Genomic DNA, 15,253 nt, shown 5'->3' on the forward strand with positions numbered 1-15,253 from the left:
CGCCAGTGCGGCACCTGCCACCCCGCATGCCGAAACAGGCGCAAAAAATACCGAGCCCGCGCAAACGCCTCCGGCAGCGCCCACTGAAAAGGCGCAACCAGCCGAAAAGAAAACGCAGGAGCGCGCGGCAGCGGAAAAGCCCGCCCCTAAAAAGCTTGAGATCACCCGCTTTGTGGTTTTTTCGCGTGACAAGGGGGCCACTGTCCGCCTGGTGGGTACGGCGCCCATCGACTACAAAAGCATGACGCTGAACAATCCGGAAAGACTGGTTATCGACCTTGAAGGCAAATGGCAGGTCAAAGCCCCGGGCGTTCCCAAAAACCCCTTGATCACAAATGTGCGTCTAGGAAAATTTGCGGATAAAACAAGAGTGGTTATCGACCTTTCCGGCAAACCGGCGCACACGCGCTACATCCTTTCAAAGGACAAAATGTCGCTGGATATCAGGGTAGACCAGTAGCCGCCTCCGCATTTCCGCTTTTTTTCAAGGCCCCGGCTTTTATGTGCCGGGGCCTTGCTGTTTCAGCTTCGCGCCCCGCCCTCTGGGCAGTGAAGCAGCGTTGAGCAGGCATCGGCTTCAGCTTGGTGTTATTTTTTTTCAAAGATGTAACACCAATGATTGTAAAAAAACTACCCTACGGCAGGAAAAAAACAGCAGCATGCCTGCTGCAAAGAGCCGCTGCATGGCAAGCGGCTTTGTGAATAATACGGGACGACAGAAAAAAACCTACGGCCCTGTATTACTTTTGTAAATTACGTATTACAAAAAATCACACTCAGCATATCTCGCAACTCCCGCCGTTTACGCAAAGCGTGAACCTGATGCCCCAAAAGCCTCCGGCATCCGCAATTTTTCCGACCAGGCAAATCCACTGCCCGTAGCCATTTTATTGGTCATACTCAGAAAGCATCTGAACGCCAATGTTGCGGCCAAAGATTGAACACAACACCGGCCTTGCATTGGGTATCGCAAAAAAATACTTATAAAAACAACATGATATAAAAACATCAAGGGCAGTCACATCTGGCGCCCATACATCATCAATCACAGGTCACACTACTATGCATATGGACATTTATTGATTGCACAAACAGCTAGCAGAGCCGCAAAAGCTACACCTCAAGATGCATATCAATGCTCCATTCAGGAATAAAAAAACCAATTAAAACAACATGTAAATTATTAAAAATTTTATTTTTAGCTATATCATGAAGATACAATCATTTCCTTCGTTGCACAGCAACCAGGTGAAAAAAAGGATTTAGTTGCACAAAAATACAAACGTATGCTCTTATCATACACCATACAAAAAATATTCATGTTGTCAGCTCAACATTATAAAATAAAAATGGCGCATTGAAAAATCATTGAAAGGGTACACAATGCTTAAAAAAACCACCCTTCTTTTGATTCTTTTTATAGCCGCCCTTCACATGGAATGGGGAAAAGAACTGGGCGCAGGCAGAGCCTATGCTCTGGGTGCGTTTCACGAATCCGTCCTGCACTCCGCCACCCCTTTTCTGTCGGAACAAAGCCTTCAATCCACGCTTCATACCGGACTGCCCAATGAGGCGGAGCTTGCCCCGAGCGGACCGCTGCGCCTTGGCGCCATACTGCCTGAAAGGGTCAAGCCTGACGCCAGCAACTCTTCGCAACCTGACCAGCTTATCTCCTGCTTTCTCCAAGCCATTCCCTACGCCAACCCCGGAAGACTTGTCCCGGTAAGCAACCTCCACTTGCCGGACAAGCGCAATTTCCAGGAAAGCCCTCCTCCTGTCCGCGCCCCCACGGCCTGAGCAATACCGCCGACGCACTTGCGGCAGGCAGTTTTCTGTCTTGCCGACCTTGATGACGACATTCTGTGCTGACATTTGGCACACACAGAGCAGATTAACTTTGAGAATGCCCATTCTCAAAGTTTAAAGCACGCTCGCTTCAGCACTTAACAGCGCAAATAAATTGCGCTTACTCACGCAGTCGTCAGAGCAATTTCAAAATGAAAATGCTCTAAGGCCGCAGGCTTGCCCTGCACCCATTGCAGCTTTCAGTCGTTTGCGCTTGCCTATGCTCAAGCCAAAGGTGGATTTATGCTGAAATATCTGAAGATTCTTTACGTCCAGGTTTTGATTGCAATTTTCATCGGCATTTTGCTTGGACATTTTTATCCGCAACTGGCGGTAAAAATGCAGCCGTTGGGGTCCGGCTTCATCAAACTCATCAAAATGATCATCGCCCCGCTGATCTTCTGTACCGTCGTTACCGGCATTGCGGGCATGCAGGACCTGAAGGCCGTCGGCAAGATCGGCGGGCTGTCTCTTGTCTACTTCATGGCCATGACTACGCTGGCTCTCGTGATCGGCATGATCGTCGTCAATATTGCGCAGCCGGGCGCAGGCATGAACATTGACGTCAACACCTTTGACGCCAGCGCCAAAGGACTTGCCGACCAGTATGCCAGCAAAGCCAAGGATCAGACGCTTACTGGCTTTTTCATGAACATCATCCCCAGCACCTTTGTTTCGGCCTTTACCAGCGGCGAAATACTCCAGGTGCTGATGATAGCCATCCTGTTTGCCTTTGCCCTCAATTTCAGCGGTGAAAAAGGTCAGCTGGTGCTTGATTTTATCAAGAGTTTTTCGGAAGCGCTTTTCAAACTGATCAACATCATCATGCGCGTCGCCCCCGTGGGCGCATTCGGCGCAATGGCCTTCACCATCGGCAAGGAGGGGCTTGGATCCGTTGTCTCACTGGGTGAACTGATCCTCTGCTTCTACCTCACCAGCCTTCTTTTCGTCATTATCGTCCTCGGCGCTGTAGCCACCTACTCCGGCTTCAATATTTTCAAGTTTATACGCTATATCAAAGAGGAACTGCTCATCGTGCTCGGCACGTCTTCTTCTGAATCCGTGCTGCCCAACATGCTTTACAAGATGGAAAAAGCAGGCTGTGAAAAGAGCGTGGTCGATCTGGTCATTCCCACGGGCTATTCCTTCAACCTTGACGGAACAGCCATTTACCTGACCATGGCGGCCATCTTTCTGGCACAGGCCACCAATACCGCACTGACAACGGCCGACCAGCTTACACTGCTCATTATCCTTATCATCTCCTCCAAGGGCGCGGCGGCCGTCACCGGCGGCGGCTTTATCGTGCTTGCCGGCTCAATCAGCTCTGTAAGCAGCATCCCCCCGGAAAGCCTCGCCATCATCTTCGGCATCGACCGTTTCATGTCCGAGGCGCGTGCCCTGACCAACCTGGTCGGCAACGGCGTGGCCTCCATCACCATTGCCAAAATAACCGGCAAGCTTGATCAGGAACAGCTGCGCCGGGAACTGAACAGGTCACCCGAACTGCCGCAGGCAATTATGGAAGACGATATGGACGAGGACACGGTTACCGCGAAACAGGCGTGATGTCGTAACTGCCGCACGGCAGCCCCACGGCAAATAGCCCGGATTTGGCGAAGACCTTATCGTTTTTCGCCAGATCCGGGCCATGCGGACGCTGATGTCATTGCTGCCCGCAGTCTGCCACATCTGCCGCCGTCATGTCGGCGTCCCAAGAGAAATATTTTATCCTTGCCAATTTTCAGGACGTTACAGCGCCCCTCACGATGCCTGGCAGCGCAAGCGCAGAGCGCTTGCTACTGGTGGCTACTCCCACACAAGCAGCAGCCGCTCTGGCGACAGCGCACAAAGACCTGTAAGCCCTTCCCAGGCCCCCCCAAAAAAGACCTCTCTCCGATTGACGGAGAGAGGTCTTTTTTGGGGGCGTGCCTTCCGGCCCTGGCCGAGCGGTTACCCTCCGACAGCACCATTGCCCACATGTCCACGCCAGATTCTGCAATTATAAAATTGACAAAGATGAAAGACATGGCGAACATAATGTCAATAGTATCGGTTAATGTAAAAGCGTGACTATTGAAGCTGCATCATAAATGTGTAGTTATGAAGTATTCCATAATAACACAATAAATACACTATATGATCAGGCAATACATTGACACAATTTACAACTACGGATACATTTTTAGAAAATATCACACATAAACACTACACTAAGACCATGACAAACATCACACCATTTCTTGAAAAGGCTGAGAAGTACCACGGTCATATTTGCAGCGGGCAGATTTTGGGCATCCGCATGGCCCTTATGGCCTTGCACCTGCTTGACCTGAAGCCTGAAGACGACCTGCGGGACCTGGTTATCTTTCTGGAAACAGACCGCTGCGTGGCTGACGCCGCTTATGTGGTCACAGGCGTGACCCTGGGACGCAGGCGTGTCAAGGTTTATGGTTACGGCAAAACCGCCATGTCTTTTCTTGACCTTAAAAGCGGCCGCGCTGTCAGGGTGTGCGTGACCACATCCGACCGCCCTCCCCACCATGCCCCCAAACAGGAACAAATAACCTTTTGGGAAAAATACACTGACGATGATATTTTTTCATGGCAAGAGGTGCAGATCGACCTGCCGGAAGGCGAACAGCCCGGCCCGCCTGTTCGCGTCTGCGCCTGCGCCGCCTGTGGCGAGGACGTGCTGGACTGCAAGGAAGTTGTGCAAGACGGCAGGGCATACTGCCGTGCCTGCGCCCACGGAGCCTACTACCGCCCCCTTGAGGTCTGCCATGACTGACCGCTGGTTTTTATATGACGCCCTGCTTGATTCCGTATCTGACACCGCCCGGGTCAAATCATTTACCTACGGCAAGCACTGGCTCATGGTGGAGTCAGACAGCGGCGGCATAGGGCTGGCGCAGCATTTTCCCCCTGCTCAGGCCATGCCCGACTCCTGCCAGTCACGTTACGACATTGTGGGGCAACCTTTGCGCCAGGTGGCGGAACAGGTCAAATCGTGGGATTTCAACGCCGCCTCCATCGGTCTTGCCGCCCTGAACGCCGCCAACAACACCTTGGCCCTTGTAAAGCAAAGCCCCCTGCATGCGGCGCTGGACCGCTACCACGGAAATGCGTTTGACTTTTTTCTTTCAGAGGCAAAAGATAAAAAAGTGGCCGTTATCGGACATTTCCCCGGTCTTGCCCATTTGCGGCAGCGTTGTGAGCTTTCCATTCTTGAGCGCCAGCCTCGCCCGGGAGATTTTCCTGACACAGCAGCGGAATATATTTTGCCGCATCAGGATCTTGTTTTTATTACCGGCACGACTTTTATCAACAAAACCATTACAAGGCTGCTGGAGTTGACCCCGAAAGCCAGGGTTTGCCTGGTTGGTCCCAGCACCCCTATGAATCCCCTGCTTTTCGCCCACGGGTTAAGTTCGCTTTCGGGCCTGATTGTGGTTGATGCTGCGGGAGTAGCCGCCGCCCTCAAAGATGACGATTGTGAAGCCATCTTTTCGCAAGGTGGCCGAAAGGTAAATATGGTGGCTGAATCATGTCTGTAACTACTCGTCTTTTTGAAGATCTTTGGGTTAACTACCAGCCGGAACGCGCCGGTGCTGCAGATTTTTGGGACAAACGCGCGCCTTCGTTCAACGACCATGTGCGGCGCGATGCCTCGCGTGAGCACCGGCGTCATCTTGTGGGGCATATCGCCCGCAAGGCACAGCTTGCCCCTTCGGGGGCCGTGCTTGATATTGGCTGCGGCCCCGGCAGTCACGCGCTGGAAATGGCCCCACTGGCGGGGAGCGTTGAGGGTTTTGACCTTTCTTCCAAAATGGTTGAGCTGGCGAAAGAAAACGCCGCACGGGACGGTTGCGCCAACGCGCATTTTCAGGTGCTGGACTGGGGCAAGGCGGATCTGGACAGCCTGGGCTGGAGAAAAAAATTCCAACTGGTTCTTGCCTCCAGAACTCCGGCAGTCAATGACCGGGCAGCTCTGGAAAAAATGATCGCCGCCTCCTGCGGCTACTGCTGCATGATAAGCCAGGTTGACACCCGCCACTCGGTTCGCGACCGCCTGAAGGCGCTGGTAGACTGGGACGCACACAAAGAGCGCATAAGCCGCAGTTTTTACTGCGCCTTCAATCTGCTCTGGCTTATGGGCCACTACCCCGAAGTGGAATATATGGATCGGGCCTGGGAAAGCGACAGCAGTCTTGAAGAGGCGGAACTGATGTATCTGCGCTTTTTTGAAAGCATGGGGCCGCTTACCGGACAGCAAAAAGAAAGCCTGACCCGTGCGCTGGCGGAGATCAGCCGTGACGGCCGGGTGCATGAAAGCGTACAGTCCAAGGTTGCCATCATGTTCTGGGCCGTATAGGCGAAAAAGGCCATAACCAGAACTGTCTGCCAGAACGGCCTGACGGTAACGCGGCCGCCGCGCAGGCCGCCCAAACCACGACAGTGAGGGGATTTCACACGATCACAGGCCCGTAATTCTGCCGGAAGGCCTCACCAACGAATCCGAACCTGCCTGAAAACCGTCACGTTAAATCTTCCAGCCTGACCGCACCCTCCCCCTCTGCCGCTCACGGCGCTAACGTCCGCGACAGCCCCAAAGCCCCGCCAACCTACGCCCCACCAAAAATATCACTAGATGTAGTGTTTCTATAGGTTGTTCACCCTTTCCCTCACTCGGTTTGCTGTTGTTTGGTAACTCCAGCTTTACCGATTTGGGGAGGGTGAACAACCTATAGAAACACTACATCTAGACAGTGTCGTCACGAGATGAATTTTCTTGGTATATCAAGGAGAACGAGCCTTTTATGCAGAGAGTGTACTCTTATGGTACTCGACCGGAATAAAAGGCGAAGTTCGACGCAGAGATACCGGGAAAGGCGCTCGTGACGACACTGTCTAGCGGGTTCCGGCCTGCCAGGCCGCCTCCGCCGCAGCCTTGTCAGGAAAAACATACAGATTTTTGCCTGCCCGCAGGGCTTCGGCATCAACGCCCTTTTTCCACTGTTTTTCCAAAACATCCACCAGTGTTCCGTGATCTGTTTTCGCGGGCAAATCCATATTGCGGGCCATAAAACCGTTGAGAGCCACCCGGTATGTCCGGTCCGGCTGCAAAGGCTTTCCGCCCGCGAGGCACAGCCCGACCACATGCAGGCCACCGCCCTCCCCCCTCCAGGCCCAGACGTCAAGCCCGTAAAACTGCGGCAAACCACGTCCGCCATGTCCCGCGCCACGCATGACTGCCGCGGCTATCTGGCTGCCCGTCATGTCGGCTGTGATCAGGGTGTCGCCAAAGGGCAAAACATCGTGCAGATCACGCAGACGCACAGGCCCGCCAGGCAAACCCGCACGAATGCCGCCAGGATTGTGCAGGGCTACGGCAGAACCGGTGGCCTTTGCCATGCCTTCGCAAATAAGCCGGCCCAGGGGCGTACTGTCCTTTCGCAAGCGCCGGTCACTGAAAACCTTGTCATCGGGAGACGTGAAAAGAATTTCCTCGAAGCCCCATACGGCATCAAGCTGCCGTATGCTTTCCGCCATATCTTTGTCAGGCGCAACGCCCGCCACATCACCATAGGATTTTAGGGCCATGTGGCCCCCCTTGCCGTCAAGGGTGATCTCCATAAAATGCTCAAGATAACGCCCGCCGTTGCCATATATGGCCCCATACTCACGGCTTGGAGCCACGGCCTGATGGCTGTGGCCGTCCGCCACAAAATCCACGTTGGGTACGGCGGCCACATCAGGCCCGGTGATGCGCCCTTCCTTGTCGCCTTTTGGCCCTGCATGCCCAAGATGGCTGAGCACTATGACAATATCTTCCGGGCGATTGTACGGCGCAAGAGCATGCTGCAGCCGCTCAAGAACGGCGTTTTTTGTGGCCTCGGCAGTGGACTTCAGCCCGAAGTCATAGTTCTTCAGCACGTCGCGCATAGCGGGTTTCACCGAGTACGGCGTGATGACGCCGGTGACAATGACGCGCAGGCCATGTTCATTTTCTGCTGTTTCATCATGGATAACCACGGGTTTTGTGACCATGCCCGGTGTATCTTTTCCCTGGTACGCGAGGTTTTCGGCCACGGCGTCAACCTTGTCCCGGCTGTTCTCGCGCACCAGACGCAGCAGTTCATTGCCATAGTGCAAAGGCCCTTCAGACGCGGCATAATCAAAGGCGTGATTTCCCGGCGTGAGCACGCGATAACCCACCTGCCCCATAAGCTTTGCCACCGAGCGCCCCTTGTCCTTCTGCGCATACGCGCTGCCGCTGAAAGCGTCTCCCGCATCCAGGATAAAGACCGTATGTCCCCCGGCACGCGCGCCATCGGCCAAGGCCTTGAGCCGGGCATAGCCGATGTGCTTTTTTTCCGGGCTGTCAGCCACGTAGCCGTGAACATCATTGGTGATAAATATTTTTATGTCCGCAAGGGCGGGAACAGCGGAGCAAAACAGCAGAAAAAAAAGCAGGATTCTTGTAAAAAACATGACCACCTCACTACCTCAGGCTGAACTGCACGGGCATGATTACGCGCGCAGGCTCCGGCGGCGCGGCAAACGGCGCCGCACTGCGAACCGCCTCAAGGGCGGATTCGTCCAGCAGGGCGTAGCCACTGCTTTTGCTCACCGCAATATCCCTGACCCGGCCGTCCTGCTGTATGGTAAAAGATACAGTCACCAGCCCCTGAATGCCCATACGCTTGTCCTGCGGGCTGTAAACCAGATACTGCCTGACGCGCTTTTTGATGTATTCGTAATTTCCTTTCAGATATCCGGCGGAACTTCCCTGTCCGGCAGCGCTGTTTTCCGCGCCTGCGCCTCCCTTTTCTCCGGCCTGCCCGCTGCGCCCTGCCGCGTTGCCCCCCTGTTCATGCCCCAGGCCCGGGGATTTTCCGTCCTGCTGCCCCTGCTTTTGAGGGGCCTGTCGCACATGTTTGGGTGAAATATGTTCTGCGGTTGCATTTTCGGACTTCCGGCTTTCAGGCTTCCGGCTCTCGGCTTTGGGCTTGGCTTTGGGCTTGACTTTTTGTTCGGGCTTTGGCTTGCGCACGGGAATTGCTTCGGTCGGAACAGATTCTCCGGTCGGGGCGACCTCTGGCTCTTTCAGTCGGGAATCAGCGTTCTGAACAGTATCCGGGGCAGGTATGACAGCCTCAGACTCAACGGCCTTGTCGGCAGTGGCGGATGTGGAGGCGGAGGCTTCGTCGGCATCGGGCCATGAGGCTGAAGCGTCCGCATTACCGGAATCACCCGGCAACCCGGCCAGCAGGCTCACCGTGATGTACTCGCCTGCCCCCGCGCCTTGCCCCGCGCCCGGCGCAGGAACAGCCAGAAACCACAAGGCTGCGATGGCAGCAGCGTGCAGTGTCAAGGAAAGCAAAAAAAACGCCCTGTTGCCGAAAAATACCGCTTTTTCCCCCACCTGTTCAGCCTTGGGCATGCTGAGGAACTTTTCGTCAGCACCTTGACGTTTCATGCTGTACTGGTCCCGGTCAGACGCATCCAAACCTCGGCCCTGGGCGGCAGATCGTAAAGCCTGCGCACCTGTTCTTCGGTAATGACAGAAACCACCGGCCCATCCGCCACCAGCATGCCGTCTTTCAAAAGCACAGCCCGCCCGCCAAGATAAACGGCCTGTTCCGGGTGGTGCGTGGTGAGCAGAATGGCCGGGCCAGATGAAGCCAGTTCGCCAATAAGGTCAAGTAGATGAAACTGATTGCCATAATCCAGGCCGGTAACAGGCTCATCCATGACAAGCGCCGCGCAATCCTGCGCCAGGGCGCGCGCTATCAGCACCATCTGACGTTGCCCGCCGGAAAGTTCCAGATACGATCTGGCCGCCAGATGGGTCAGGCGTACTTTTTCAAGGGCGTGCATGGCCCGCTCACGGTCTTCTGCGGAAAAGCGCAGCCAGGGACTGCGTGCCGTGCGGCCCATAAGCACCACATCCTGCACCTGAAAGCCGAAAACGCCAGTATGCTGCTGCGGCACATAGGCAAGGCTGCGGGCCAGATCACGCCGCCCAATTTTTTCCAGCGGGCAGCCGTCCAGCGCGACACTGCCGGGCGGAACGGGCAAAAGCCCAAGAAGCGCCCTGAGCAGCGTGGTTTTACCGCAGCCGTTGGGGCCGAGCACATTGACTACTTCGCCCCTGTCCACGCGCAAAGAAATGTTTTTCAGCACCGGCGGGGCGCCATGATAGCTGACGGTAAGGTTGTTGATTTCTATCATCGCCGTTTCCAGTCGTACCACAGGCTGAAGGCGAAAAGCGGCATGCTGATGAGCGATGTGGCAATGCCCAGCGGCAGTTCCACCGTCCAGACCGACCGGATGAGCGTGTCTGTAAGCAGCACAAAAAGCGCGCCGCCCAGGGCTGACGCCGCAAGCCCCACCCTGTTGTCCGGCCCGCTGATGAAACGCATGACATGCGGAATGACCAGCCCCACCCAGTTGATGACTCCGGCAAGCACCACGGTAAGCGAGCAGACAAGCGTGGCCGCCCCGATAAGGCGGAGCTTCATGCCCATGCTCTGTACTCCCAGTGTACGGGCTTCATCGTCTCCCATGGCGAGGGCGTTGACCGCCTTGCCGTTGAGGCAGATGTAAATCAGGCCCGCCAGCATGAGAGGAGCGCTCCAGACAAGCTGATGCGGTTCCGTGCGGGACAGCGTACCCATAAGCCAGTACACAAGCTCCGGCAATTGCCGGTTGGGGTCGGCCACGTATTGCACGAGCGAGGTCAGGGCCACAAAAAACGAACTGCTTACAAGCCCGCCCACCACCAGCGCCAGAAAACGCGCCCTGGGATAGAGCCACGCAAAAAAGAGAGAAAGGCCCACGCCCAGCGCGCCGCCAGCAAAGGAAAAAGCCTGCGTCAACGGCCAGGAAGAAAAAAACACGATGCCTATGGCCGCGCCAAAAGCAGCCCCGTGCTGCACCCCCAGTATGCCCGGCGACACAAGAGGGTTCTGAAACATGTTCTGGTATACCGTACCCGAAGCGGACAGACAGGCCCCCACCAGCATGGCGGAACCGATGCGCGGCAGGCGCAGGTCAAAAAAAAGAAAAAGCTGCCTGCCCTGCTCTTCGCTCAAGGGGCGTCCCGCCCATGCGTCCAGCAGGCTGCGGCAAAGATCGCCCAGGCCCAGCGGATAACGCCCCAGGGGCAGAGCAAATATAATGGCCGCCAGCAAAAGCAGGACAAGCAAAAGCAAAATTTTTTTAGAATGTGCCATAAGGCTCGAAGAGATCGTTCACCTGGGTATCGTCAAGGTCCAGGTTGAAAAAAAGTTTCATAAAGTCCCTGCTCTCTGCCTTGATGTCCACCGGGTAGAGGTCGGGATGCAGCCTGTTTGCAAGCCATTGTACGCCCAGCAGACGCATGTAGGTGGCAGGACGCTCCAGCCAGCTGAACGGCCCGCGCGGGATAAAATACACTTTGCCATCGCGCACTGCGGAAAGGGCGGCCCACTTGGCGTCCGTGGGAATACGGCGCATGAGCGCCGGATGAAAAACAAGAATGGCCTCAGGGTCGTAGGTCATCAACTGCTCAAAGGTAACGCGCAAAAAAGCTTCTTCCGCTCCGGGCGGGCAATCGTGCACGCTTACGGCCCCGGCAGCGGCAAATACCTCTGCCCTTCTTGACTGACGGCAGATGGACGCCAGGCCGTCAGCCTCAAGAGCTACATACACTCTTGTCCATTGTTCCCGAGGCAGTTCCTGCATGACGCGGGATACTTTTTCAAGCGTCTGCGTGGCATACGCGGCCAGAGCAGCCCCACGCTCTTCACGTCCGTAGGCCCGGCCCATAGCCAGAAAACAGGGAGCCATGTCCGCCAGCCTTGAACCGGGAACGCTGGTCACCTGCATGCCCAGGCTGCTCAATGTCTGTTCGATGGGCAGGCTGTCGTGAGCGCCCATAGAAAGGTAAAAGGCCTTTTTGATGCCGCTGGCGAGCAGCATTTCTCTGTCAGGGATAAAACCCTGGCCGTACCAGCCGCCCAAAACCGGCAGGTTATGGTAGCGGGCAGGAATGAATTTTTTCTCATAATCACGGAGAGGCGTATTCCAGCCTGCCAGCAGTTCCGGCGCGAAGGCGTACAGCGTGAACGTGGAAGGCGGGGTGGCGCAATAGATGCTTCGCACGCCCTCCGCACGCCCCCCGCTGCCGGACGCCGCGGAATCGCCTGCGGCAACGCTTGCGCAAAAAGGCATGACAAGCAGCAAAAGCAGCCCAAGGGTCATGAATCTGATCCGCATACGCACCATCCTTTGGCGGGCCGCTCCGAAAGCCGGTCGGGCGGCGGCAACGCCCGACCAACGTATCCTGCCACGGACATGGCCGGATATTCTGTGCAGTGCTTTGCAAGCTCACTTCAGGAATCTTTTCGCTTCCGCTTGGGCGCGAGGCCGCCAGAAAAGCAGGCTCCGCGCGACAATGCAGCGGATGCGCTTCAGCCGTCACACGCAAAAGCAACGGCTGAAGCAGCGGTTATTCGCCGTTAAGCAAGCGCTTCAAAGTGAAAACACTCTAGAAATTGGCGCTCACGCCCACAAAGAAGTTCCGGCCCTGTTCCGGATAATAGGCGCTGTACGCATATTCCTGGTCAAAAAGGTTTCTCACGCCCGCTTCCACCGAAAAATTCCTGGTGATGTCATACACCGCCTTTATATCCACGGTGGCGAAGTTGGGAGATTTTCTGTACGGCCCGTCTTCAGCGGTAGTGCTCCAGTAAAATCCGCTGCTGATATTGACTTGGGGAATGACGGAAAGCCCTTCCACAGGGGAAACAACAGCATAAATAGTGCTGGTTATTTCCGGCAGTTGGGCGAGTTTTTCGTCATTGGTGCAGTTATCCCAACGCATGTAGTTGAACACACCACCCGCGCTGAGGTACTGGTTTATAACGGCCTCTGCCCCTGCCTCAAAACCGTAAAACGTGGCCCTGTTGAGGTTTTCAAAATACATGGCCCCCTTGGGCCCCTTGGACGTGATCATGTCGCTCACATCACTGTAATACACGCTGGTGTTGAGTTTGAGCCAATCGCTCACAAGACCCTTGTAGCCAAGTTCATAATGGTAGGCGTGTTCGGGATTCAGGTCCGGATTGGCGGGAGTGTCACCGTTTCTGTAATATCGTTCACGCATGGTGGCGAAGCGGGACTTTTTGGCAAAGGTGGCAAAAATTTCGTGCCGTTCGGTAAGATCGTAAAACGCTCCTACCTGGTAGTTGAACAAACTCTTGGTGTCGTCCAGACCGTTTTTGTAAGAATGCATGTCGCCGGTGTTATGGTCACGGCTTTCAAGGGTCATGGGCGTCATGGTGCTGAGGCTCGTGCCGAAAACAAGGGTCAGACGCTCAATGGGCTTGAGGGTGTATTCCGCACCAAAGTCCCAGTAGCCCTCTGAAATGTGCTCATCCAGTTCGTCGCCAATGTCGGCCTTTTTCTTTTTCTGCTTCGCGGGGACGCTTCTGTCGTCAAATACCGCATAATCATTGTATTCCTTATGAGAAAGAATGCGGTAGCCGGCAGAAAGCGCAAGCTTGTTGGCCGCATTGAACGTATAGTCAAAGGCCAACTGCCCGCCGACGGTATACTGGTCGTACTTTTTATCAGGATAGTCCCTTTTGGTCATGGTGATGTCGGTATAGCTTTCGGACTTGTCCTGATGCGAGTCGTAATACACCACGGCCTTGAGATGGGCCTGCCTGCTCAGATTGAAATTGGCATTGGTATAAAGGCGGCTGGTTTCATATTCCGGCCAGTACCACGAGCGCTGAAAGGGATACGCCTGCTTGCCGTCAGGGCCGGGGCGGTACTGGGCAGCGTCAAAGGGCTGGCCTTTCTTAAAGCTTTGCCGCATATAGCCCACCATGATGTCCACATCATCAGTGGGCGTCCAGCCGCCGATGATGTTGGCGCTCATGTTCTTGTGGTCGGAGTTTTTGCGGCGGCCCGTACCCTGCTGGGGCGCGGCGTCAAAGCCTTCGGGCAGGGTAAAAAAGTCCTGCTTGTCATAAACAAAGGTACCCTTCAGGTAATAGAGGTCTTGCCGCGTGCCGATGCTGGCGGCAACCATTCTGCCCTGATCGTGCATCCTCCGGTCAAAAAAATTCATGTACTTTGCGGAAAATTCAAATTCTTTTCTGGGTTTGGCGGTACGCAGGTTCACCACGCCGGCCAGGTTGTTGTTGCTTGCAAGCAAGGGCGAGCTGTATCCTTTTGATACGTCAACCGACTCAAGGCCATAGGTCAGGGTGTTATTGTAGTCCCACTCATTACGGTACGCAGTAGCTACAGGAATGTCGTCGATATACATGCCCACCTGGTAGCGATTTGAGCCTCGTATACTGATGGTTCCCTCGTTACGGCCTGCTGATGTCTGCAAGTATACGCCCTGCACCCCCCTGAGGGCCTCCCACAGATTAAGGGCCGTTTTTCTTTCCATATCCGTCTGGGTGATATGGTCGATGGTATTTTTTGGCTCTGTCATCTCAAGCGGCGTCAACAAAACTTCCGTGGCTCCTTCTTCCTGCGCCCATGCGCCACTTGCCTGCAACAGCAGTACAGCGAGCAGGAACAACACACGCCTACAACTCATATGCCCTCCAGTTATTGAGATGACAGAAATAAACCGCTGTCCATATCCAGGCAAAGGACAGTGTGCTCCGCAAAAAATTGCGCCATAAAATGGATTTTTAATTTCATGTGAGTACATATGATGATTTTATGGCGCAACTCGGTAGCGGTATTTTTTTAATCGTGAATACTGAACAATTTTTTTCTATAAAATCATATTTATTTAATATATATTTGAAGATTTATAAATATGGCGCACGATTATTTTCACATGATATATAAAAATATCTGCCGCCTTTTTCTGCATTGTTTCTTCGTGGCGCAGACATCCGATCGGATGTATACTGGCTGGAGCTTTCTGTGGCCGAGTTGCCGCAAACATGCGCAGGCTCGTGCCTTACACGCGCAGGCGCCTGCACCCGCCGACTGCGGCCTGCTGCCCCTTTGACATTCAAACCGCGCGTTCCGGATGTCTTTTTCAGGGTGTTTTATGGCTGAGACATTACGCCCGAGACACGGTTTTACGGCGCATGACGAACGTTACGCACGGGAAGCAACTTTTATAATCAGCCGGTATACGGTCAAAAACCATAAAATTTTCCCACAGATCTGCCCCTGGCAACGCGCGGGGATAATTTCACTAAAAAAAATGATTCGTCGACTATTCCTTGCCTCAAGTGCGTTGTTTGTTATCATTGCTGTCCGGCTAAGCACCCAATTCTAATAGGCTGAGATGTTGAAGATTATCTTTTCTTCGCCGTCGTGGATTCAGGAGTTCTTCCAGAGACGCCGAACCGAGCAGGTTGAGCTGGATGAGTTG

The 15,253-nt window shown here is 54.6% G+C and carries 12 protein-coding genes; 6 read left to right on the forward strand and 6 right to left on the reverse strand.

All coding sequences use genetic code 11. From position 1 onward, the window contains the following. From V6C07_RS01925 to V6C07_RS01950, 6 genes are all read left to right on the forward strand, one after another. Positions 1-460 (forward strand): AMIN domain-containing protein (locus V6C07_RS01925; RefSeq protein ID WP_333534703.1); only part of this gene is annotated, 460 nt, incomplete at its 5' end. A gap of 923 nt (positions 461-1,383) precedes the next feature. Continuing rightward, positions 1,384-1,797 carry a hypothetical protein gene (locus tag V6C07_RS01930; protein WP_333534704.1) on the forward strand — a complete coding sequence of 138 codons (414 nt, stop codon included), beginning with the start codon at positions 1,384-1,386 and terminating at the stop codon, positions 1,795-1,797. Between the two features lie 291 nt (positions 1,798-2,088). Further along, a complete protein-coding gene (locus V6C07_RS01935) occupies positions 2,089-3,414 on the forward strand; it encodes a dicarboxylate/amino acid:cation symporter (RefSeq protein ID WP_333534705.1) in 1,326 nt (441 codons plus the stop codon). Between the two features lie 652 nt (positions 3,415-4,066). After that, positions 4,067-4,636, forward strand: a complete 570-nt coding sequence (locus V6C07_RS01940; RefSeq protein ID WP_333534706.1) for an FmdE family protein — start codon at positions 4,067-4,069, stop codon at positions 4,634-4,636. Then, complete coding sequence (locus tag V6C07_RS01945; RefSeq protein ID WP_333534707.1) at positions 4,629-5,402, forward strand: DUF364 domain-containing protein; 774 nt, start codon at positions 4,629-4,631, stop codon at positions 5,400-5,402. The genes V6C07_RS01940 and V6C07_RS01945 overlap by 8 nt, the downstream gene beginning before the upstream one ends. Beyond that, complete coding sequence (locus V6C07_RS01950; protein WP_333534708.1) at positions 5,393-6,220, forward strand: class I SAM-dependent DNA methyltransferase; 828 nt, start codon at positions 5,393-5,395, stop codon at positions 6,218-6,220. Before V6C07_RS01945 ends, V6C07_RS01950 begins: the two co-directional genes overlap by 10 nt. 536 nt (positions 6,221-6,756) lie before the next feature. On the opposite strand, the gene V6C07_RS01955 is transcribed toward V6C07_RS01950, so the two are convergent. The 6 genes from V6C07_RS01955 to V6C07_RS01980 all read right to left on the reverse strand — a co-directional run bounded on the left by V6C07_RS01955 (position 6,757) and on the right by V6C07_RS01980 (position 14,455). Beyond that, positions 6,757-8,340 (reverse strand): bifunctional metallophosphatase/5'-nucleotidase, encoded by a 1,584-nt coding sequence (locus V6C07_RS01955; protein WP_333534709.1) that lies wholly within the window; start codon positions 8,338-8,340, stop codon positions 6,757-6,759. A gap of 10 nt (positions 8,341-8,350) precedes the next feature. Beyond that, the gene (locus V6C07_RS01960; protein ID WP_333534710.1) at positions 8,351-9,328 is read right to left on the reverse strand and encodes an energy transducer TonB; all 978 of its coding nucleotides are present in this window, start codon (positions 9,326-9,328) and stop codon (positions 8,351-8,353) included. Beyond that, entirely contained in the window at positions 9,325-10,083 is a 759-nt protein-coding gene (locus V6C07_RS01965) for an ABC transporter ATP-binding protein (RefSeq protein ID WP_333534712.1), read from the reverse strand. Before V6C07_RS01965 ends, V6C07_RS01960 begins: the two co-directional genes overlap by 4 nt. Further along, positions 10,080-11,087, reverse strand: a complete 1,008-nt coding sequence (locus V6C07_RS01970; protein ID WP_333534713.1) for a FecCD family ABC transporter permease — start codon at positions 11,085-11,087, stop codon at positions 10,080-10,082. The genes V6C07_RS01965 and V6C07_RS01970 overlap by 4 nt, the downstream gene beginning before the upstream one ends. Next, positions 11,074-12,111, reverse strand: a complete 1,038-nt coding sequence (locus V6C07_RS01975; RefSeq protein ID WP_333534714.1) for a hypothetical protein — start codon at positions 12,109-12,111, stop codon at positions 11,074-11,076. Before V6C07_RS01975 ends, V6C07_RS01970 begins: the two co-directional genes overlap by 14 nt. A gap of 271 nt (positions 12,112-12,382) precedes the next feature. Continuing rightward, a complete protein-coding gene (locus V6C07_RS01980) occupies positions 12,383-14,455 on the reverse strand; it encodes a TonB-dependent receptor (protein ID WP_333534715.1) in 2,073 nt (690 codons plus the stop codon). Positions 14,456-15,253 lie beyond the last annotated feature (798 nt).

This window comes from Desulfovibrio sp. 1214_IL3152 (assembly GCF_036763055.1).
GTDB lineage: Bacteria > Desulfobacterota > Desulfovibrionia > Desulfovibrionales > Desulfovibrionaceae > Desulfovibrio.

Coding starts and splice junctions, on each gene's coding strand:
- V6C07_RS01930 (WP_333534704.1), top strand. CDS start 1,384: ATGCTTAAAAAAACCACCCTTCTTTTGATTCTTTTTATAGCCGCCCTT.
- V6C07_RS01935 (WP_333534705.1), top strand. CDS start 2,089: ATGCTGAAATATCTGAAGATTCTTTACGTCCAGGTTTTGATTGCAATT.
- V6C07_RS01940 (WP_333534706.1), top strand. CDS start 4,067: ATGACAAACATCACACCATTTCTTGAAAAGGCTGAGAAGTACCACGGT.
- V6C07_RS01945 (WP_333534707.1), top strand. CDS start 4,629: ATGACTGACCGCTGGTTTTTATATGACGCCCTGCTTGATTCCGTATCT.
- V6C07_RS01950 (WP_333534708.1), top strand. CDS start 5,393: ATGTCTGTAACTACTCGTCTTTTTGAAGATCTTTGGGTTAACTACCAG.
- V6C07_RS01955 (WP_333534709.1), bottom strand. CDS start 8,340: ATGTTTTTTACAAGAATCCTGCTTTTTTTTCTGCTGTTTTGCTCCGCT.
- V6C07_RS01960 (WP_333534710.1), bottom strand. CDS start 9,328: ATGAAACGTCAAGGTGCTGACGAAAAGTTCCTCAGCATGCCCAAGGCT.
- V6C07_RS01965 (WP_333534712.1), bottom strand. CDS start 10,083: ATGATAGAAATCAACAACCTTACCGTCAGCTATCATGGCGCCCCGCCG.
- V6C07_RS01970 (WP_333534713.1), bottom strand. CDS start 11,087: ATGGCACATTCTAAAAAAATTTTGCTTTTGCTTGTCCTGCTTTTGCTG.
- V6C07_RS01975 (WP_333534714.1), bottom strand. CDS start 12,111: ATGCGGATCAGATTCATGACCCTTGGGCTGCTTTTGCTGCTTGTCATG.
- V6C07_RS01980 (WP_333534715.1), bottom strand. CDS start 14,455: ATGAGTTGTAGGCGTGTGTTGTTCCTGCTCGCTGTACTGCTGTTGCAG.